Origin of the sequence: Nodularia sp. UHCC 0506 (genome assembly GCF_034931045.1) — a bacterium.
In the GTDB taxonomy this organism is placed as follows: domain Bacteria; phylum Cyanobacteriota; class Cyanobacteriia; order Cyanobacteriales; family Nostocaceae; genus Nodularia.
Map to the genome: position 1 here is coordinate 35,363 of NZ_JAYGHH010000027.1, position 19,500 is coordinate 54,862.

A 19,500-nucleotide genomic window follows, 5' to 3' on the forward strand; every position below is an offset into this window, starting at 1 on the left:
AGTTTTGAATCATCCTAAATCGATATCACTTTTGTAAGTCATGGCTCTAGGTTTTGCTTTTTGAGATGACTGATGAGATTTTTTTGGTGCTTGCGGTGGTCGGCATTGCTCGCAATATAATGGGCGAGGTCCGAAAGTTTCTCTTTGTGTCGTTTGGTCGCATTGCTTACAGACAAAATGGAAAACACGAGTATGAATCTGTCTTTTATGCGCCCGGACAGTATACTCTTTAACATCAATGAACTTACTAGGCATAATCCAAAATAGTGAATTTGATTCCTATTAATATAGCTATTCAAGCAAATGAAATGATATCCGTGTATGTTCCATTGTAAGTTTTATTCAAGTCAGTGATTCTATCTGAAAGTCACTGGCGAGCAACTAACAGCCTCTCTGCTGGAGATACATATAGTTAATTATCACCATTCAAGTGTCTATTGCTTCTCTACCTCTGGGGGATTAAATCTAGAAATTAGATATATTTACCAAAAATTTCTGCCAAACTGGCAAGAGTGTTTAGATTGCTCTTAAGGTAAACAGTGTTTGTAATTGTCAGCAAATATCATCAAAAACCGTCTCACAATAGCAGGAAAAGGCAATCTGATGAAGCTGTATTCAAGAATATAGAGGCTTTTTTTGTTTGTTTACAACGTTTATCTAAGGTTGTAATATCCTGATAATAATATTTTTAGAATCTACCTTGCGAAAGATTTTAGGATTTTAATATACTTTAAAAAGACACCCTGCCGTCAAGATTTATACCTTGTGCAAAGTGTCTTATTATCCAAAATAAAACTGAATCAAATACTAATTAACGAGACGAAAAAGATTATCTGCCACTACCGCGATCTAAATTTATGGGATAAAGCCAGTGAAACTTCAAACAGTTTATATAATTACTGAAGCTTGTCCCTTGAAGATTGGCGTTTTTATCGAAACAAAAAAAATGGTTATGCATCTGCTGAATTTAAAAGTCTTGATTGTTAAATTTATTAACTGAAGTAGTCAATTCATAAATTGAATTTACCAAAGCTATATGTTCTTGATGACTAAGATGGCAGTTTTGATAACATTTATCTAAAAAACAGATCAATGCCAAACTTGCAGATTCTAGCTTTACCCTTTTCCTTGCTGCCCTAATAGCTTGATATAATTCAGGATAAACTTGGTTATTGCTAATTCCGATTTGCTCATCCGGCATCCAACATTTAAATGCGTAACCTTCGGGCAATGGTATAACTTCAATTAACCAACCATGATATGAATTTTGCCATTTCATCCACAATTCGTCTCTTAGTTCAGTGATTAAGGTTTTACCTAACCTTTCTGTGTGCGAATCAAATTATAAAACCTATATATGTAATCACTGTGCAGAATTTGTGTAGAATTTGTGTAGAAAAATTAGGTAACAGTTTTTACATATTATGAACTACAAACTCAAACAATGAGGAACAGATACATCCTAGTGTGAGTCAGCGACAGCGATTTTCACAGTTGAATTTATTAGTAAATCAAAGATTAGCTCTTTTAGAAGAATCTATAAAACTTTATCACACAGATCAAACTGCATTACAAACTCAGAATGATATTACTGAACGCAGCGTTAAACTTAGAGAAGAAATGCGTCCAGTGATAGCAGAGATTAAAGCAGAAGAACAAAGTTATCTCAGAGCAACACTAGATCAATCCAATGATAGTATTAATTTCAGAATCTGGATCGAAATCCTGGGGACAATTTTAAGTCTTGCCGTTATTTCTAGTTTATGTGTTATCCTAAACCGTCAATGGGTAAAACGCGATCAAATTGAGTCTTTAGAAGTTTCTCTGGCTCAACAAAAAGAATTCAGTGAGTTAAAAGTTCGCTTGTTTGCGATGATTTCTCATGAATTTCGCACACCTTTGAGTATTATTTTGCTGTCGTCGCAGTTGTTAAGTGAAACTCTGAAGGAGGTGGTAGATGAGCAGCAGGTAAAAAATCTCTACCGGATTCAGTCTTCAGCTAAATTAATGAATCATTTATTAACGGATATATTAACTTTAACTAGGGCTGAAGCCGATAAACTAGATTACACACCTCAATTAATTAATGTAGAAAATTTTTGTTTGAATTTGGTAGAAGATTTACAGCTTTTTGGCACAACATCCCATGTTATAGAATTCAGGAATTATGGGCATTGTTTTCGTGCCAATATAGATGAAAAGCTGTTATACTCTATTTTGAGTAATTTATTATTGAATGCCATTAAATATTCATTTGCTGGTGGTCATATATATTTAATTTTAAATTCTGAAGCTGAATATATAGTTTTTCAGGTAATAGATGAAGGTATAGGTATTCCGCCAGAGGAACAACCAAAAATTTATGAGCTTTTATATCGATGTCAAAATGTGGAAAATATTGTTGGTATTGGTTTGGGTTTACCTGTTGTGAAAAAGTGTGTGGAACGACATCAAGGTGAAATTACGATGAAAAGTGCTGTAGGTGTGGGAACAACTTTTACGGTGAAGATTCCGCATCAGAATAAATAAAGAAATCCCTCTCGAACACAAATATAGATCCCCGACTTCTTGAAGAAGTCGGGGATCTGAGCCTCGCGAAATGATGACTGAAAAACAAGTTAAAAATATTTTTAGATGAGTGTGAACAGTTAATTAAAATTATTGCTAAATCAATTGTCACAACTAAAGCAAAGCTAGGAAAATAAACTTTTGACTTCCCCGTAAACCCGATTGGCTTATATAACTCTCATGTATCATTTAGGATTGCTATATCAACTAATATTTTGAATAGAAACAGGTTGCTGACGATTTTGATTTAAGAATTTACAAACTTTTGTTGGTGAATGACTTGAATCTGGTATTACAGGTTCATCTGGTTTAAAAAGAATATCATTATAATTTTCCATCTTACGTAATTGCATGATATTACTTTTGATATTCTTAATTTCATTGTTAACTGAATTCCAATCTAAACCTTCTTGTAAGAATATATCCAATAAGTTAACCCAACCACCCCAAAATTTTGATAACAAGAAAGAAGTTTTTGGTTGATTTTTACTTGGTTGATTTTTACCTGTAGGTTTATCTTGTTTAAAAGTTGAAAAAATAATGATACTGAAATAGTGTTCAAGAAGAATGGTACTCTTACCAACTAGGGTGTCTTTGTCGGATAGCTCTGTTACTGTCGCTTCAAATAGATTTTCAAAACCTACTTTTTTAGACTTATTTTTTTCACTGCGGGGATTTTCCAATTGTTTAATTTTATTAAGATTAGTAATTTTTTTAATTGCATCAATAATTGTTCCTGCTTCTACGATACCTCTATGACTTACATCTGAACTAATTTCAAAAAAATATTTGAATTTTGGACGATTATTTAAAGTAATTAAAATCTTAGTTGCTAAAACTTTCGGATCTTCACTTCCTAACTCATAAGCGATTTTATCCAGGTGAGAAATTTCTACTTTTGTTTGATTTATATTAATTTCTATAAATATCTTAGCACTAAAGTTATTAATAATTTCCAAGTTTTTACTTTTGCACTTAACAGCAGTTACAATGATTTGACAATCATCCCTCATAATAGATTGAACTTTCTCATCAGCATAGGAAAATAATCTATGTTGACCGTCAATAACAGAAATGGAACCGTATTTTTTAGGTATATATAAATAACAATTTCCTTCTACATCCTGTTTGTATTCACATTTTTGAGAAAGTATTACTAAAATATTAGATGGAAATAAAAAATTTGGATTAGTTAATAATTTTGTTCTTATTTCCTTTAATTTATTACTATCCAAAGGTCTTTGATAGTTAAAATTTGAATTCTGCAATGAAGGAAATTCATCACTTCTATAAACATGAGCAATATCTAGTAACTTATAAGGGGATATAGTAAAGGTATACAACTCAGAGAAAGGAGTATCTTCGCTGCTGATTTTCGCGTATGTATTTTTAATTAAACGATTATCTTTCTCGTAAATTGTTAAACCACTATTTGTGGGATATTCAACACTAAAATTATTTAAAAAATAAAATTTATTCCATTTTCCAATCCTTTCAGCATAATCTTTAATTCTCAGAAAATCGGACTTATAGAATATAGCTACATCTTCTACATTTGAAAAATTGATATTAAACCTTTCCTTCTCCGTAGTAATAAAAAAACCTTGAACAGAATTTACATTTTTAAAATGTATCAAACTTTCTTCAGGGATTCCTAATTTATGCCATAATTCAATATCTCCAGCTACATATATTTGCTTGATCATGTTTATGTATTTTACAAACTTATCATACTTTTTTCTGATATCGCTATCATCATTTCTTTCTGTAATTTCGCCTATTAAACAAATATTATTTTCTGGAATCAGATAATCAAATTCTAAATGTTCTTCATTTTTGCATCCCGAAGTAATATCATTTAATTTAACTTGAGGGAAATCATAGAAGCAGTTTAAACCTATTTTATTAAATAGTTCTGCTCCCTCTTGCTCCTGTTTATTTGCCATTGTAACTATCGGAATGTATATGTTTACTTAATAACTAAAAACATATTATCATAAAAATAACTTTTTATACCAGGTTAAACAAATTGTACAGTAGAGAGGATATGTGAACATTCAGAAATAGTAGCCATAAATAGTTTTTCCATTGTCTGATAATTGGCAATTGGTAATTTACTCATGCGCTCACCTAAATTTGCTGAATTCCCACAAACTGAGGTAATTCATCTAAATCAATGGAATCATGACTGCTGGACAAATTCAACAGTTATTAAAAATGTCCTCACTGGGTGAAACTGAAACATTTTTAAGACAATCTCAGGTTGCTTTCAATGAGGGTGAAGAAGTTATTCCCTATGACCTAATTTCCCTTTCCTAGCTTACCTGCTGAATTAGTGCATAATCAACAAGGAAAAAGCTATTATATAATAATCAGCTATTTGTCAAACTCAGGAGCTATAAGGATGAATCAAAGGGAAACACTTGAAACCCAAACTGTTAATATAAAATTGATAAATACTCTTATCCAAGTTATTCGCGCTCTTTCTCCAGAGGAACGCCAAATTTTAGCACAAGAGCTATTGTTTGAAAGTTCTGAACCCTCAAATCAAGAATTAGTGAAACTGGCTGAAAGTGGAGGCTGTTTTGATTTTTTGGCAAATAAACCAGATATTTATACCTGTGAAGATGGAGAACCTGTTTAATGTCTCTTAAAAAAGGAGATGTGATATTAGCACCTTTTCCATTTACTGATTTCAGTCAAACTAAGTTACGTCCGGCTGTTGTCCTCTGAGTTAGTTCTACAGGCAGTAATAATATTATAATTTGTTTTATTTCTTCTCAAAATTTAATAAATTTACAGCCGGAAGAATTTTTAATTAGTGATTCAGATCCGGAGTTTGCTAACACAGGTTTAAAACTTAGTTCTAAGGTGATTGTATCCCGCATTGTCACCATAGATCGCAATTTGATTACCCGGCGTATTGGTAATTTAGGAATCAAGCAATTAGAAGAGTTAAACACGCGGTTAATTCAAATTTTTCAGATATGAAAATAAGTGGAGAATAGGAGACTCGAACCCCTGACCTCTGCGGTGCGATCGCAGCACTCTACCAACTGAGCTAATTCCCCTAGTGAATGCAGAGTTAACAACTCTGACACACATATCATATCTTAACACTCAGGTGCAGTAAGTTTCATCTGTTTTTGTAAATAAACTTCCTGTATTCGTTCTAGTTCTAACTCAATCAAATAATCTACAGTCCAGTTACAGCAACGCTGAAGCATATGAAATGGGTAAGTATTCGCTACACCAACTACCTGCATTTGTGCTTGTTTCGCTGCGGCAATACCGGCTGGAGTATCTTCAATTGCTAGACATTCTTGGGGTTGTAGAGCCAAATCAGGATACGCTTGATTCAGACGTTCTACAGCCAGCAAATAACCCTCTGGTTCCGGTTTACTGGTGCTAATGTCATCCCCGGCGACAATTACGGAAAAATATTCTGTCAGTTTGGCGCGTTCTAGTACCAGTTCGATTTCTGGGCGAATTGCACCACTAACTAAGCCGAGTTTCACAGTTTGGGGATGATCTGGGGCAATTTTGCGCGATCGCAACTGATAGATTAAGTCTTCTACACCTGGATACAATGGCAGTTTTTCAATTTTATCTAGTTCCTGCACATAAGCTTGAGCTTTCCGGTGCAGTAGTTTAGTAATATATTCTTCATTATCTACTCTACCACGACTTTTAAGCAACTCTTGTAAGCAAGCGCGATCGCTCCGTCCCAGACAAGCTTGACGCTCACTCACCTTTTGAGGTTGCAGATTTTCCGAAATCAGAATCTCATCTATCAGTTGTAAATGAATGCGCTCATCATTAATGATCACACCATTAAAATCAAACAAAATTGCCTTTAAACTCATGTTGTTATGCCAAACACTGGAGATCCAAAGTCCTCCAAATCATTATTATCCATTGTGGTGTCTGTTGGTGTGGGGATGTAATCACGGGCTGGATTTTGGATATTTGCATCCGCTACAGGAATCGGTTTAATCCCGCTTGTTACCTGATTTATCCACCACACATCTTGAGTTCGCACCGCTTCAAACCCAGCTGCGCCCATACGTGCGTCTAAGTTATCAGCCGCATATTCCCGAATATATGGCTCTTCAAAAACATCATTTAACCAATGTAACTGACGTAGAGTATTCTGATTACCATCAAGGATTAAAACTTGCCCACCAGTTACCAATAACCGGAAGCTTTCCCGCAGTATGGCTTGACATACTACACTGGGTGTTTCATGAAATAACAAAGACGCTGTTACTAAGTCAAAGTGCGCCTCTGGGAAATTGGTGGTTTCGGCATTCCCATGTTGCCAGTTTATATCTAAATCAGCATTTCTGGCTTTATCTTCTGCCCTCACCAGCATATAAGGAGATAAATCTAAACCGATAACTTCAGCTTGAGGAAAAGCCTGTTTTAACTTTAAAGTTGTAGAACCTGTACCACAGCCTAAATCAAGTATCCGTCGCGGTTGTACTTTAATCGCATCTATTAAGGCTTGACGTACTACAGTTTCGTTAGGCGGTAAAACGTATTGAGTAATGGGATCGTAGGAAACAGCTGCACTGGAATTGAGATATCCGCCTTCAATGCCATGAAAGTTTTGCTGGCTGTAGTATAACGGCATGATGACATCAGATTGTCGCAGGCGATCGCTCTCTTGCTCCCAGTCAATACTATCAGAGTAACGCTGCAAAGCCTTTTCATCAATGAACGCCCGCACTACAGGGGAGAGAAACTTTTCCCATAAGGTATCTTGACGGGTAGCCATAGGATTTTACCAGATTTAATCAGTTAGTTTACTGCTTCACAAATTTTAACTAATTCTCGCTGGGACGACTTGCTTTTGTTTTTTAGGCGATTTTATTGACACTTCAATTACAATGTACTACATTAATAATACAGAATTTATTTCAAAGTATAGATCCCTAACTTCTTTGAGAAGTCGGGGATCTGAACCCAGCGATACAGCAAATTAAATAAAATTATGCCTTACGAAAAATTAGAAATTACTACACCATCTCCAGTTTTATCTTGGGCAAATCATCCTTTAGGATCTGATGAAACCAAGATGGCAAAAAATGTGGCATCCCTACCATTTGTATTTAAACACGTAGCTTTGATGCCAGATGTTCACTTAGGAAAAGGTGCTTTAGTTGGTTCTGTTATCGCCACCAAAGAAGCAATAATTCCAGCAGCTGTGGGCGTGGATATTGGTTGCGGGATGAGTGCTATCAAAATGCCATTTACAGGTGAACAACTCGAAGGCAAACTCAAGAAAATTCGCTTAGATATTGAAGCAGCAATTCCTACGGGATTTAATGCTAATAAAGATGTGGAAAAGTCTGCCGCTAATTGGCAAAAGTGGCGGGATTTTTCCAACTTACATCCAGGTGTTCAAGACCTGGAAAGCAAAGCGATGAAACAAATGGGTTCTCTGGGGGGAGGTAATCATTTTATTGAAGTTTGTCTGGATACAGAAAACCAAGTTTGGCTAATGTTGCATTCTGGTTCACGTAATATTGGAAATCAGCTCGCACAATGCCATATTAGTACAGCCAAAGAGTTAGCGAAAATGGCGGGGAATAAATTACCTGACCCTGATTTGTCTTACTTCATCGCTGGTACACCAGAATTTCAAGCCTACTGGCACGATTTACAGTGGGCGCAAGACTACGCACGTTTTAACCGTGATGTCATGATGGCACGTTTTAAGCACATCATTGAGAAGTATTTAGCGGGAGGAAAGGCGACTAAACCTTTATTACAGGTCAATTGTCATCACAATTACGCTGAAAAAGAGGTGCATTTTAATGAGGATGTTTATGTGACTCGGAAAGGTGCAGTTCGCGCCCAAACTGAAGATTATGGCATTATCCCCGGTTCAATGGGAGCAAAATCTTTTATTGTTAAGGGTAAAGGTAATGCTCATAGCTTTTGTTCTTGCTCTCATGGTGCGGGGCGGTTAATGTCTAGAAGTAAGGCAAAAAAAGCTTATACTCTTGATGATTTGATTGATCAAACTCAGGGTGTAGAGTGTCGTAAGGATACGGGAGTTTTGGATGAAATTCCTGGTGCTTATAAGTCTATTGACCAGGTGATGGCTAATCAGGCGGATTTAGTGGAGGTTGTCGCTACTTTGAAGCAGGTTGTTTGTGTGAAGGGTTAAACGCAAAGATACGCAGAGAGGGAGGGGGAGACGTAGAGTTTCTACGTCTCTGGTTAATTACATGGTTAAGGATTGAGGGTTGGTTTCAATCAGTTTTGCTAGGTCTTTTAGGAAGGCCGCAGCGTCAGCACCGTATATGATTCGGTGGTCGGAAGTAATATTCACTTGCATTTGTTGACGGACTCCAAATAAACCATCGCTTGTGGCTACTACTTGGGGACGGGATGCGCCAATGGCTAAGATTGAACCTTGTCCTGGTGGTAATATGGCATCAAATGTGTCTACGCCAAACATTCCTAAGTTGGATAGGGTAAATGTGCCACTGTTGTATTCTTCGGGTTGTAGTTGTTTGGCTTTAGCTTTTTCTACTAAGGATTTCCAGGTGCGGGAGAGTGAGTAAATATCTATTGTGTCTGCATTTTGCAATACTGGTGTAATTAATCCCCCATCATCCATAGCTACAGCTACGGCAATGTTGATACCAGAATGATAAACAATTCCCTGTTCTGAATAGCTGGCATTTAATAATGGATGTTTTTGTAATGTCACCGCTACGGCTTTAGCCAATAGCGCTGTCATGGTTACGCCTTTGGATTTAATTTGTTTGTAAAGTTTATCTAAGCCATCGGTACTAATTGTGTAACTGACACGGAATACTGGTACAGCTAGGCTGGCTACCATGTTCCTAACTACAGCATTTTGGAAGGTGGTGAAAGGCACTGTTTGACCAGGAAGCACTGGCGCGGGTGCGGGTGCGGGTGCGGGTGCGGGTGCGGGTGCTGGTTTTGGTGCGGCGGCTGGCTGGCCTTTATTTACAGATGATTCTACATCTTCAGCAACAATGCGACCATAGGGGCCACTACCTTTGAGGGTAGTTAAATCAACTTTGAGTTCTTTGGCTAATTTGCGGGCGCGGGGTGAAACTACGACTCTTCCTTCGCGGTGGTTGTTACCGTTTTGAGTTGCCTGGGCAGGTGTTCCCACTGAGGCTGTGACTGCAACTGGTTCGGGGGTGAGGGTAGCCGCAGCTGAACCGGAGTTAGCTAAGGTCTTGGCGGTGGGGATTTCGGCTTCTGTTTCTGCTACGTAGGCGATCGCAGATCCTACAGGTGCGCTATCACCAGCTTGTACTATGATGTGGGCCAGATATCCTTCATAGAAGGTTTCCACATCCATATCTGCCTTGTCTGACTCGACCACCACCACGGTTTCGCCTTTTTCCACTTTATCGCCCGGCGATTTCACCCAGGAAACGATTTTTCCTTCCGTCATGGTGGAACTCAGCGCCGGCATAAATATTTCGTGAATGCTCATACAGTGGTATCAGAATCAATGGTTTATGGACTTTAACAGCTTTTGCCAAATTAAATTGTATCTTGGCTGAGGAGTTTTAAATCAGTGAACAGTGATCAGTTATCAGTGATCAAGGCTGATGGTGGGGGATTTAAACCCGCCACCAAAGCTGATTATTAATACAGTCAACAGTGAACAGTTATCAGTGAACAAGGCATGAAATAGAGGAATTAAACCTCATTAAGTCTCTTAACTGATAACCGTTAAACGTCGCCGCGAATATCTTCGACAACACCATCGCGCAGGAGAATTTCTACCTGCATTTTACTAATCAAGTTATCACCCTTTTCAACACGGAAAAAGCCTTCCATTTGGAATTGATTGACTTCTTGATCCAATTCTAGAAACTGTACTTGCTGAAGATTTTGTAGCAATTGATTTTTTTGCTCTAGCAGTTCAGTTTTCTTTTGATTAACTTGGCCTTGGATACCGTCGATTTGTTGCAGGGTTTGGGGGCCTGGTGGTTGTAGACTCTGCTTTTGAATGGCCGCAATTGCTCTTTGTCCTTCTACGTCCAGCTGTTGCAGTTGTTGGTCATTTTGATTGATTTGCGCTTGCAGTTGCTGTTGTACTTCCTCTTTCCAGAGGGGAGTAACTATGACTTTGACATTAACAACACGCTTCAGCAACAAGTTAGGGTTGGAGACATCCATAAATTCACGTTCACTCTATAGTTAGCAGGTGGAATGTTTATCGGGTATACATTCCGTCAATAATATCGCGATAGCGTTCCGCGACTACGTGCCGCCGAATTTTCAGGGTTTGTGTCATCAAGCCATTTTCCATCGAAAAGGGTTCGAGAATCAGCCTGAAGGGGCCAATACGGTCATCCGCGCGATAACCAGGACGGTTCTGCACTTCCCGATTTAATTCTTGTCGAAACAAGTCCTGGATTATTTTACTCTCCAGGTCAATAGATGTGCTGAGTTCGGGAGAGTTTTCTTCTGGTAGCCGCAGTTCTAGATTTTGACTTTCTGCCCATTTTGCTAGGGCTTCGGTATTAGGGACAATCAAAGCCCCGATGCTGCGCTGGTCTTGTCCCACTAGCATAATTTGATCCACATAGGGCGATCGCAAACAAGCATCTTCAATTGGTTGCGGTTCGATATTTTCCCCATTGGTCAAGACAATTGTATCTTTTGCCCTGCCAGTTAGCACTAAGTCGTTTTCTGGTGTCACCCAACCCAAATCACCGCTATTAAACCATCCCTCGGCATCAATTACCTTAGCTGTTGCTTCCGGGTTTTGGTAATAGCCTTGCATAATTTGTGGTCCTTTCAATAGCACCAAACCAGATTTACCAACAGGTAAAGGCGTTTTGGTTTCAGGATCTACAATTTTTACTTCTGTACCAGCGATTGGCTGTCCGGATGAACCCCGGAGATTATGCCAAGGACGACGGGCGTTAGTCACAGGAGAAGTTTCTGTTAAGCCGTAACCCTGCAAAATCTCCACACCAATCATTTCAAAAAAGTTATCTATGTGTCTGGGTAATGCACCACCCCCAGTAATGACGTGCTTCATACGTCCGCCTACGGCTTCGCGGACTTTGGCATAAACTAAGCGTTCTCCCAGGGCATGAAAGGGTAACAAAGCTAATGCTAATACCTTAGAGGTGAATTTCTCTAAACTTGAGGCATGAAGATGATTTAAACTCAATCCTTGGGCAATACGTTGTTTTTGGATATAAGTTTCACTCATTCCCAGCAAAAAGTTAATCAAGCGTTGCTTTTTGGCTGGTTGTTCCCGAAACTGCTTTTGCACTCCTTCATAAATCGATTCCCAGAGGCGTGGGACTGCAATCATATAATGAGGTTTAAATTTCTTCAAATCCTGTTTGACAGAACGCAAGTTAGTATAAATTTGTGTACAGCCTTGAGAAAGTAAGAAATATTCACCACTGCGTTCGTAACTGTGCCAAGAAGGGAGAATACTCAGAATGATGTCTCCTGGCTGTGGTTGCACTACTGTACCCAGAGTTTTGACTTGGTGTAATAAATTGTTATGTGCCAGCATGACACCTTTGGGTTTGCCTGTAGTGCCGGAAGTATAAATTAGCGTCGCTAGAGTATCGCCTGTTTGCTGAACCCGCGTCAGGGTATGATTAGCACCAATTTCTTGCAATTGGGAAAAGTTCAACACCTTGAAGGTGGCTTCTGCTGGTGGCGTTTCATCTGAGAGTAAAATGATCAGTCGAATGGGTAAATCATTCAGCCTGTCGCCGAGTTTGTCTAATGTGTTTAAATCTTGGACTACTAAGGTTGTGCTGCCACTATTAGCGACAATAAATAGTAGTTCTTCTCTTTCAGCTTGGGAACTCCGCACCGCATTAACTGCACCGGCCGTCATCATGCCTTGATCGGCTATGAACCACCGGGGACTATTATCAGCGATTAAAGAAATGCGATCGCCTGCTTTCACTCCTGACGCTTGCAAGCCAGATGCAAATTTTTGAATTTGGTCTGCTAACTGGATATAGGTGATTTTTATTTCTGGTTGAGAGTTGGGATTGTGCAGGGCAACAATATCACCAAATTTTTTTGCTGCCAATGGCCAAATTTCTGGTAGTAAAACCACATTGGTATAATCAGCTAAACGCTGTAATTCTTGGCTTTCTCGCTTGGTGATCTTGGATAAATAAGTAGGTGTAGCTTGGATGTTTGTCATAACATATATTCTCAATGTAGTAAACTGCTGTTTTACAGATTATTAGGATATATTACTCACTACATAGTGTACTCTGTAAGCTATAGGAGAATTCGTTTTGTTACTCGTAGAGGTAGGGAACAGGGAACCGGGAAGAAGGAATCAAGGTATAGGTCGTTTTGTATGGCTTACGCAACACAAGCTATCAAAATTCAAATAGGAGTCCTATATTCCACTATTTCAACGTTTGTATTGATAAAAATATATGTTAAAGTTACTTTATATAATGTAAAAGCAATGGATTATTGAAATAATTCAGTTGCTTTTGTTGTCTTAGCAACAAAGAACATCAGACCACCTATTTTACAAAGGAGGTGATTACCTATCAATTTAGTAGAAGTTTTACTGCTGACTTTAATCAATGCTGCTGTTTGTTTAGCATTTCCCAAATTACTCTCAAAAATCCTGGCGCGTAAATCCCAACTTCCTCAACCATTCGCACAGGGTTCAACATCTCCAAAGTCCAGAATAGAAGTTACTAGTTTTCCCTACTGTACCAGCTACGTGGTGACAGGTAGCCAATTCTGTAAGTTCAGACCTCAATTTTGTTCCAAGTGTTCCCCCAATTAATTTACTCTGTTAAGGTACTAATCTCTGCATAATTCGTAGCGACCTTCTTAGAGAACAGAACACCTTCACTTCAATATCGAAAAGCTAAGTAGAGCAGCAGGAATAATTCAATGTTTGTAGTAAGGACTTTAGTCCTTATTTGAGGGCTGTAGCCCTCACTACGAAACAATCTCAATATTTTTACATTACTTAATGTACTTTAATTTATTCTTGCCTCCGACTTCTTAAAAAAGTATGGGTCTGAGCCTGGAGGGGAAAAATATTTGATGACTAAAAGCATTAAGTTTATGCTACAATTGTTAATACCATTGAATTAGTCAATCATATTTATCTGACTTATAGAGTTAAGAAGATAAACAAAATTATATATAAAAAAAATGATTCAATTATGCGTCAAACTAAGAAATAGTCATAACTAATTTTTGACAACCAGAGGATAATATATGAATCTCATGGATGGTCTATTGGTGACACTGCTAAACACTGTTGTCTGTATTACCCTGCCCAAAGTATTATCTGTGATCACTGCTAAAGGTGAAAATACAACACCATCAACGCCCGCCATCCCATCACCAGAGTCTAGGGGCGAAATTGCTGGTGTGATGGATGCAGCTTAATTACTCATCTCATCCAGGGCGGCGATCGCTTAGTAGAGAATAAAATCACTATCTTGTAGAATGAGCATAAATATCCAAAAATTTACTCATTTTTAATAAAACTTTACTATAAGCGATCGTCGTCCATTAACAATCTCATCTTTTCCTGTAGAAGCGGCAAAACTTCCGCCATCACTTACGGCTTTCCCTCCGCCACTTTTCCCTAACTAAACGAATTTCATCAAAAGTATAGTTTTCACCCAATTGTTCTTTAACTGGAATTAAGGAAATATCACCCAGAATTTCTAAAATTTGCCAAATTTTTTGTTGATGTTCTAGGGGTACTAACTGATTTAAATCTACAGGCTGATTTTTCGCCATTAACTTTGACAAGTGATTGAGAATTGTCGAAGGGCTAAGATTGCGTTTGTTGGCAATTTCAGGAATACTCAAACCTTCTTGATGCAGCCTTAATGTCACCAATTCACTATCATTCGGTGAATTATTAAAAGCGGAAGAACCTAGAGAATAATTTTTTTGTTCTGACGCACCTTTTTCTTGACGATAGGCTGTGATTTCTGCCAAGAATTTTTTACCATACTGAGCTAATTTGTGACTACCTACCCCAGAAAGTTTAGCGAAGTCGGCTAAAGATTGGGGTTGGGCTTGTGCCATTAACTTTAGGGTAGAATCCTGAAAGACAACGTAGGGCGGTACAGACTGTTCATCAGCCAGTTCTTTGCGGAGCGATCGCAATCTCTGTAATAATAATTCTGCCTCAACAGCTTTTTCACTCTCCCCGACTAAATTCAGTTTTTGGGCTATGGGAACAGCAATAGAAACAGTTCGTTGTCGCTTCATCACTTCCCAACTCAAAGCATTAAGTTTTAAAACTGAGTAACCATCGTTAGTTTGTTCTAACAACCCTTGATGTAACAGAGAACGCCCTAACATTCGCCATTCATCCAAAGTTTTATCTTTACCTATACCGTAGGTAGAAAGTTTATCGTGTTGATTCTGAATAATTTTTTGACTTTTAGACCCCCGCAACACTTCAATAATGTGCAGCATCCCAAACCTTTGATTGCAACGCGCCACACAAGATAAAAACTTCATGGCTTCAATTGTCCAATCTTGTACAGGTTTAGGATAACGACAATTATCACAGTTACCGCAATTACCCGGAAAACGTTCGCCAAAATAACCTAACTGAATTGTCCGCCGGCAATCTGTACCTTCAGCATAGTCTATGACCTGACGTAACTGTTGTTTAGCAATTAATTGTTCTTGAGGATCAGTTTTTTGGTTAATACTCCATTCAATCGTTTTAATATCACTAAAACTAAAAAACATCGTACACCGAGATGGTTCATTATCCCTACCCGCCCTACCTGATTCTTGATAATAACTTTCTAAATTTCGGGGTAAATCAAAATGCACAACTAACCGCACATCTGGCTTATTAATTCCCATGCCAAAGGCAATTGTTGCCACTATCACCCGCACATCATCTCGAATAAATCGAGTTTGATTTTTGGAACGTTCTTCATCACTTAAACCAGCATGATAAGGCAAAGCCACAACTTTATCATTTTGGAGTTTAAATGTGAGTTCATCGACTTTTTTGCGAGTTAAACAATAGATAATTGTCGAACCATCAGTTTCTCGAATTAGTTCTAAAATTTCCGCGTAAGCAGACTTAGATTTAGGACGAACTTCGTAATAAAGATTTTGTCGGTTAAAGCTGGCCAGGTGAATGCTAGGTTGCTTTAAACCTAATTGTTGAATGATATCATCACGGACACGATCTGTAGCTGTAGCGGTGAGGGCAATGGTGGGAACATCTGGGTAACGCTTTCGCAACGATTTCAACTGGCGGTATTCTGGGCGAAAATCGTGTCCCCATTCCGAAACACAATGGGCTTCGTCAATGGCGAAGGTAGAAATGCCGATTTGGTGGTGTACTAAATCTAAAAAGGGTAGAAACCTTTCACTTAAAAGGCGTTCTGGGGCGACGTAGAGTAATCTAACTTTACCATTGCGGATGGCTTCTTCGCGCGATCGCACCTTATGAGGATTCAGACTACTATTCAAAAAAGTCGCCGAAATATTATTATTTCGCAGTGATTCCACTTGGTCTTGCATCAAAGCGATTAACGGTGAAACCACTACCGTTAAACCTGGTTTAATCAAAGCTGGTAACTGAAAACACAGAGATTTCCCCCCACCAGTCGGCATCACCACCAGTAAATCCCGATTTTGCAGCGCATCTTCAATAATTTGCCGTTGTCCGGGGCGAAAGTCATCGTAACCAAAATTATGTTTTAGCGCTTGTTCGAGATTCGGGTACTGAAGCATGGCGATGAGTTTTTCAGGGGCGTTCTGTGTCTATCGTTACGAGAATAACAACATTATAAAAGCCCTGGTGAATAGAAGTCGCAGTCATCCGGGAAATTAAAATTATAATTAAGAAAAGGCATGACCGCAGAAAACCAGCAAAGCCTTACTAGGAGACAAAAAACAATGGTCAGTAGCCTGAAGGAACTTTTAAACGATTCCGAACTTGCATCTAGTGATGACCCAGAAGAAAAATTCATCATTACTGGTATCAGTTGGCAAAAGTATGAAGCGTTACTAGCCAAACTAGAAGATAACTCTCATTATCGTGTCACTTATTTCCGACGATATTCAAGCTATTGAGCAATTTGAACAATGTATGTAAATTCTAATGTTGCCAGATTTTTTGGCTTTTGTTTTCAATAATGATTATTTTTATTTGTTTTCTTGCCCCATTTACTCAAATATATGACACAAGAATTAATAGAATTAAGACAAAGTATCTTAGAAGGTCGTTATGATGATGCCTTGGAAATTATTGATGATTTGGAGGAGATGAGTAAACAGGGAATACTCCGAAAAATAGCAGCATTTTTAGTCAAATTATATATTCATCTCATTAAAAATCAAATTGAACAACGTTTAACTAATTCATGGATTGCATCTATTTCTGACTCAGTAATTCAAATCTCCAAATTAAATATTAAAAGCAATCAAACATCTTACTATATTAAAGCTGATGAATGGCAAGAATATTTAGAAGAAGCATTATCAATGTCAATTAGACCAGCGAGTGCTGAAATATTTCAGGGTACTTTAAAACCTAGCCAAATTACACACAGACTGAATCAAGAAATGTTAATTAATGTTGCTGAAAAGCTTGTACATTTAACCTATAAATATCAGGCTAAAGAATTACCCGATATTATTGATCATTATTTAGCTGAATTACCAGGAGGTCAAGATTGGTTTGAATAAGTTTGAGCCTTTTGTCGCCAGGTTCTCCGCACTAAAAGCGCGGAGAGTGCCTAAAAATTATCTAGGATGAATGTGCCGTCTAGTTCCCCACCCTGGATTGACAATAGCTGCTAAATCTTCGTCTGATAGTTGACTGATTTCATTTTCCAATTCTTCGATTGTGAAGTCATAGCCGCACTCTTTAGCAATCTTAATGAACTCTTCTGGATTATTTGTTGCTTTAAGTCTGGCTTGTAATGCTTGATCTTCTTTAACTGCTGCTAAAATTTGGGCAGTTTTTGACTGTTTCATAATATTCATTTTCCTGTTTTAAATATAGGCATCCGGTTTGGTTTCTGTAGTTTGTGTGGCGTAGTCATATTTACTTGTAGTTCTTAAATGATTACATTATTTCTATGTATGTGTCTTATACCATTAGAAATAAAAATCAAGAAAAAACTTGACAAAGGCAAATAAATTCAACCAAAAACAGGTAACAAAATTAGTTTAAAAGTGGTAATTAAAAGTTTTTACCCCAATTTTAATCAACATCAATCAACAAACCCCAAGTTTGTCAGAGAGGACTGACGCAAAATTTACGGGATCTGGAAAACCTCTCCCCTGCAAGGCTACGATGTACACACAAGTGATCGAATCGCCTCTAGCCCCCAATTAATTATGGGGGGAACCAGAATTTTCCCCGTCCCCCAAACTAGGGGGATTTAGGGAGCAGAATAATGCTTTAAGCCATTAAAATCTGACGAATTAAAATACTCATTACCTCACCAGGGTTAGCGGTTGGTAACAATGGACTCCAGTCGCTAACGTTGGCATAGCCAATTACTTGCAGATAGTGAATTGTACTGCTAACAGTTTTTGCAGAACCAATGAGTAGATGTTTAATCGGTTCTCTTTTGGGCGATGGGTTGTTAAAAGATTGATGGAATGGAGGTGTAATAAAGTTTTCGCCATGTAAGTATTGTTGTAAGTCGGATGGGGCGAACTGTTGATTTTCTACAAACTTTTCAACTTGTGTCATTATAGTATTTATCTCCATAAATGGGGGTTTAGGGAAAGGCGATCGCGGAACCTTGGACGGGAGCGATCGCCTTTCTTATCACTACTATAATGTATAAAATTATACCTGTCAACCCCTGACGGGAAAATAATTTATGCCCAAAATTGTCCATCTTGGGAGATTTAAAGGGCAAAACAGGCTCAAACGCAGACAAGCAAGACTTGTGTGTACACTGTAGGCTTGTTCAATCCCCTGCCTATTTCTTGACTTGAAGCAATGTGTTAGGCTAGAACATAGACGTAGAGAAGGTTTGAAGGATAAAACTCAACCATTCTAGTTTTTGCAGTTGTTAAATAGTTGCCAGATATGTCATCTTAAACTAAGAGAACTAATTCGGTGAGCGTCTTTGTTTTTAGTATTGACAGGTTTTTCCCTTTTGGTATTTACAGACTTTTCTCCGAAATCAAAATCTCTACACAGTGATAATTTTGGAGATCATCAATGTCAATTTATGTAGGCAACCTCTCTTACGAAGTTACCCAAGATACCTTAAGCGCTGTTTTTGCAGAATATGGTACTGTCAAACGCGTTCAACTACCTACTGACCGCGAAACAGGACAACCACGTGGTTTCGGATTCGTAGAAATGGGAACTGAAGCTGAAGAAGCAGCTGCAATTGAAGCTCTTGATGGTGCTGAGTGGATGGGTCGTGACCTCAAAGTTAACAAAGCCAAACCCAGAGAAGACAGAGGTTCATCTGGTGGCAGGGGCGGATACGGTGGTGGCGGTTCTCGTAACCGTTACTAAAAAACTTTAAAACCTGAAATTTGACAAAGGAATTCTCAGGTAAGAAAAAAAGTGTGTATTTTTAGCACTTTTTTCAACTGGACAGCTTAACATTATAAGCCATTAAGTACGTTACATTAGCAGGAGAGATAATGACCCAAATAATCGTGGGTGACAATGAACACATTGAGTCAGCCCTACGCCGATTTAAGCGAGAAGTTTCTAAAGCTGGCATTTTTCCAGATATGAGGAAGCATCGTCACTTTGAAACACCTATTGAAAAACGCAAGCGTAAAGAAATTGCCAAGCATAGACAGGGTAAGAGACGTTTCCGCACTTGATTAAGTGTCAAATAGAAGAATAAATATTAATCCCATGCCCTCGGAAATTTTCTGAGGGCTTTTCTGATGAGATTGTTAGCTGAAACTCTG

General features: G+C 38.2%; 21 protein-coding genes, 1 tRNA gene and 1 pseudogene. 10 read left to right on the plus strand and 13 right to left on the minus strand.

What is annotated here, in order from left to right; translation table 11 throughout:
* Positions 1–9: 9 nt before the first annotated feature.
* Both VB654_RS15395 and VB654_RS15400 read right to left on the minus strand, forming a co-directional pair.
* A complete protein-coding gene (locus VB654_RS15395; RefSeq protein WP_323214658.1) occupies positions 10–255 on the minus strand; it encodes a hypothetical protein in 246 nt (81 codons plus the stop codon).
* Positions 256–967: 712 nt separating this feature from the next.
* The gene (locus VB654_RS15400; protein WP_323214659.1) at positions 968–1,279 is read right to left on the minus strand and encodes a hypothetical protein; all 312 of its coding nucleotides are present in this window, start codon (positions 1,277–1,279) and stop codon (positions 968–970) included.
* A 188-nt stretch (positions 1,280–1,467) separates the two neighbouring features.
* Between VB654_RS15400 and VB654_RS15405 the strand changes: the two genes are divergently transcribed.
* Positions 1,468–2,529, plus strand: a complete 1,062-nt coding sequence (locus VB654_RS15405) for an ATP-binding protein (RefSeq protein WP_323214660.1) — start codon at positions 1,468–1,470, stop codon at positions 2,527–2,529.
* 242 nt (positions 2,530–2,771) lie between these two features.
* Here VB654_RS15405 and VB654_RS15410 read toward each other — a convergent pair whose 3' ends face one another.
* Positions 2,772–4,514, minus strand: a complete 1,743-nt coding sequence (locus tag VB654_RS15410) for a DGQHR domain-containing protein (protein WP_323214661.1) — start codon at positions 4,512–4,514, stop codon at positions 2,772–2,774.
* Positions 4,515–4,752: 238 nt separating this feature from the next.
* Between VB654_RS15410 and VB654_RS15415 the strand changes: the two genes are divergently transcribed.
* The 3 genes from VB654_RS15415 (at position 4,753) to VB654_RS15425 (ending at position 5,559) form a co-directional block, all read left to right on the plus strand.
* Positions 4,753–4,887, plus strand: coding sequence for a hypothetical protein (locus tag VB654_RS15415; RefSeq protein ID WP_323214662.1), 135 nt, complete (start codon positions 4,753–4,755; stop codon positions 4,885–4,887).
* A 16-nt stretch (positions 4,888–4,903) separates the two neighbouring features.
* Positions 4,904–5,212 carry a hypothetical protein gene (locus tag VB654_RS15420; protein WP_323214663.1) on the plus strand — a complete coding sequence of 103 codons (309 nt, stop codon included), beginning with the start codon at positions 4,904–4,906 and terminating at the stop codon, positions 5,210–5,212.
* A 119-nt stretch (positions 5,213–5,331) separates the two neighbouring features.
* Positions 5,332–5,559 carry a type II toxin-antitoxin system PemK/MazF family toxin gene (locus VB654_RS15425; protein WP_323214689.1) on the plus strand — a complete coding sequence of 76 codons (228 nt, stop codon included), beginning with the start codon at positions 5,332–5,334 and terminating at the stop codon, positions 5,557–5,559.
* Positions 5,560–5,566: 7 nt separating this feature from the next.
* Here the strand turns inward: VB654_RS15425 and VB654_RS15430 are convergent.
* The 3 genes from VB654_RS15430 to VB654_RS15440 form a co-directional block, all read right to left on the minus strand.
* Positions 5,567–5,639, minus strand: a tRNA-Ala gene (locus VB654_RS15430).
* Positions 5,640–5,681: 42 nt separating this feature from the next.
* On the minus strand, positions 5,682–6,434 hold the full coding sequence (locus tag VB654_RS15435) for an HAD family phosphatase (protein WP_323214664.1): 753 nt from the start codon (positions 6,432–6,434) through the stop codon (positions 5,682–5,684).
* Complete coding sequence (locus VB654_RS15440) at positions 6,431–7,348, minus strand: class I SAM-dependent methyltransferase (protein ID WP_323214665.1); 918 nt, start codon at positions 7,346–7,348, stop codon at positions 6,431–6,433. The genes VB654_RS15435 and VB654_RS15440 overlap by 4 nt, the downstream gene beginning before the upstream one ends.
* A gap of 216 nt (positions 7,349–7,564) precedes the next feature.
* On the opposite strand from VB654_RS15440, the gene VB654_RS15445 reads away from it, so the two are divergent.
* Positions 7,565–8,746: an RtcB family protein gene (locus VB654_RS15445; RefSeq protein ID WP_323214666.1), complete on the plus strand. Its 1,182-nt coding sequence runs from the start codon at positions 7,565–7,567 to the stop codon at positions 8,744–8,746.
* Between the two features lie 57 nt (positions 8,747–8,803).
* Here VB654_RS15445 and VB654_RS15450 read toward each other — a convergent pair whose 3' ends face one another.
* The 3 genes from VB654_RS15450 to VB654_RS15460 form a co-directional block, all read right to left on the minus strand.
* On the minus strand, positions 8,804–10,060 hold the full coding sequence (locus tag VB654_RS15450) for a dihydrolipoamide acetyltransferase family protein (RefSeq protein ID WP_323214667.1): 1,257 nt from the start codon (positions 10,058–10,060) through the stop codon (positions 8,804–8,806).
* 242 nt (positions 10,061–10,302) lie between these two features.
* Positions 10,303–10,752 (minus strand): YlqD family protein, encoded by a 450-nt coding sequence (locus VB654_RS15455; RefSeq protein ID WP_323214668.1) that lies wholly within the window; start codon positions 10,750–10,752, stop codon positions 10,303–10,305.
* A gap of 37 nt (positions 10,753–10,789) precedes the next feature.
* Positions 10,790–12,766 (minus strand): AMP-dependent synthetase/ligase, encoded by a 1,977-nt coding sequence (locus VB654_RS15460; protein ID WP_323214669.1) that lies wholly within the window; start codon positions 12,764–12,766, stop codon positions 10,790–10,792.
* Between the two features lie 1,052 nt (positions 12,767–13,818).
* Between VB654_RS15460 and VB654_RS15465 the strand changes: the two genes are divergently transcribed.
* A complete protein-coding gene (locus tag VB654_RS15465) occupies positions 13,819–13,992 on the plus strand; it encodes a hypothetical protein (protein ID WP_323214670.1) in 174 nt (57 codons plus the stop codon).
* Between the two features lie 171 nt (positions 13,993–14,163).
* On the opposite strand, the gene recQ is transcribed toward VB654_RS15465, so the two are convergent.
* Complete coding sequence (gene recQ, locus VB654_RS15470; RefSeq protein WP_323214671.1) at positions 14,164–16,329, minus strand: DNA helicase RecQ; 2,166 nt, start codon at positions 16,327–16,329, stop codon at positions 14,164–14,166.
* A 165-nt stretch (positions 16,330–16,494) separates the two neighbouring features.
* On the opposite strand from recQ, the pseudogene VB654_RS15475 reads away from it, so the two are divergent.
* Together VB654_RS15475 and VB654_RS15480 are read left to right on the plus strand one after the other, a co-directional pair.
* Positions 16,495–16,647, plus strand: a pseudogene (locus tag VB654_RS15475) (Uma2 family endonuclease); the annotation flags it as partial.
* Positions 16,648–16,776: 129 nt separating this feature from the next.
* Complete coding sequence (locus VB654_RS15480) at positions 16,777–17,286, plus strand: hypothetical protein (protein ID WP_323214672.1); 510 nt, start codon at positions 16,777–16,779, stop codon at positions 17,284–17,286.
* Between the two features lie 57 nt (positions 17,287–17,343).
* Here the strand turns inward: VB654_RS15480 and VB654_RS15485 are convergent, their stop codons facing one another.
* The 3 genes from VB654_RS15485 to VB654_RS15495 all read right to left on the minus strand — a co-directional run bounded on the left by VB654_RS15485 (position 17,344) and on the right by VB654_RS15495 (position 18,455).
* The gene (locus tag VB654_RS15485; protein ID WP_323214673.1) at positions 17,344–17,577 is read right to left on the minus strand and encodes a Nif11-like leader peptide family natural product precursor; all 234 of its coding nucleotides are present in this window, start codon (positions 17,575–17,577) and stop codon (positions 17,344–17,346) included.
* Between the two features lie 430 nt (positions 17,578–18,007).
* Positions 18,008–18,304, minus strand: coding sequence for a hypothetical protein (locus tag VB654_RS15490; RefSeq protein WP_416235688.1), 297 nt, complete (start codon positions 18,302–18,304; stop codon positions 18,008–18,010).
* Between the two features lie 28 nt (positions 18,305–18,332).
* Positions 18,333–18,455, minus strand: coding sequence for a hypothetical protein (locus VB654_RS15495; RefSeq protein ID WP_323214674.1), 123 nt, complete (start codon positions 18,453–18,455; stop codon positions 18,333–18,335).
* A gap of 329 nt (positions 18,456–18,784) precedes the next feature.
* On the opposite strand from VB654_RS15495, the gene VB654_RS15500 reads away from it, so the two are divergent.
* Together VB654_RS15500 and rpsU are read left to right on the plus strand one after the other, a co-directional pair.
* On the plus strand, positions 18,785–19,090 hold the full coding sequence (locus tag VB654_RS15500; RefSeq protein ID WP_323214675.1) for an RNA-binding protein: 306 nt from the start codon (positions 18,785–18,787) through the stop codon (positions 19,088–19,090).
* A gap of 131 nt (positions 19,091–19,221) precedes the next feature.
* Entirely contained in the window at positions 19,222–19,410 is a 189-nt protein-coding gene (gene rpsU / locus VB654_RS15505; protein WP_323214676.1) for a 30S ribosomal protein S21, read from the plus strand.
* The last annotated feature ends 90 nt before the right edge of the window (positions 19,411–19,500 follow it).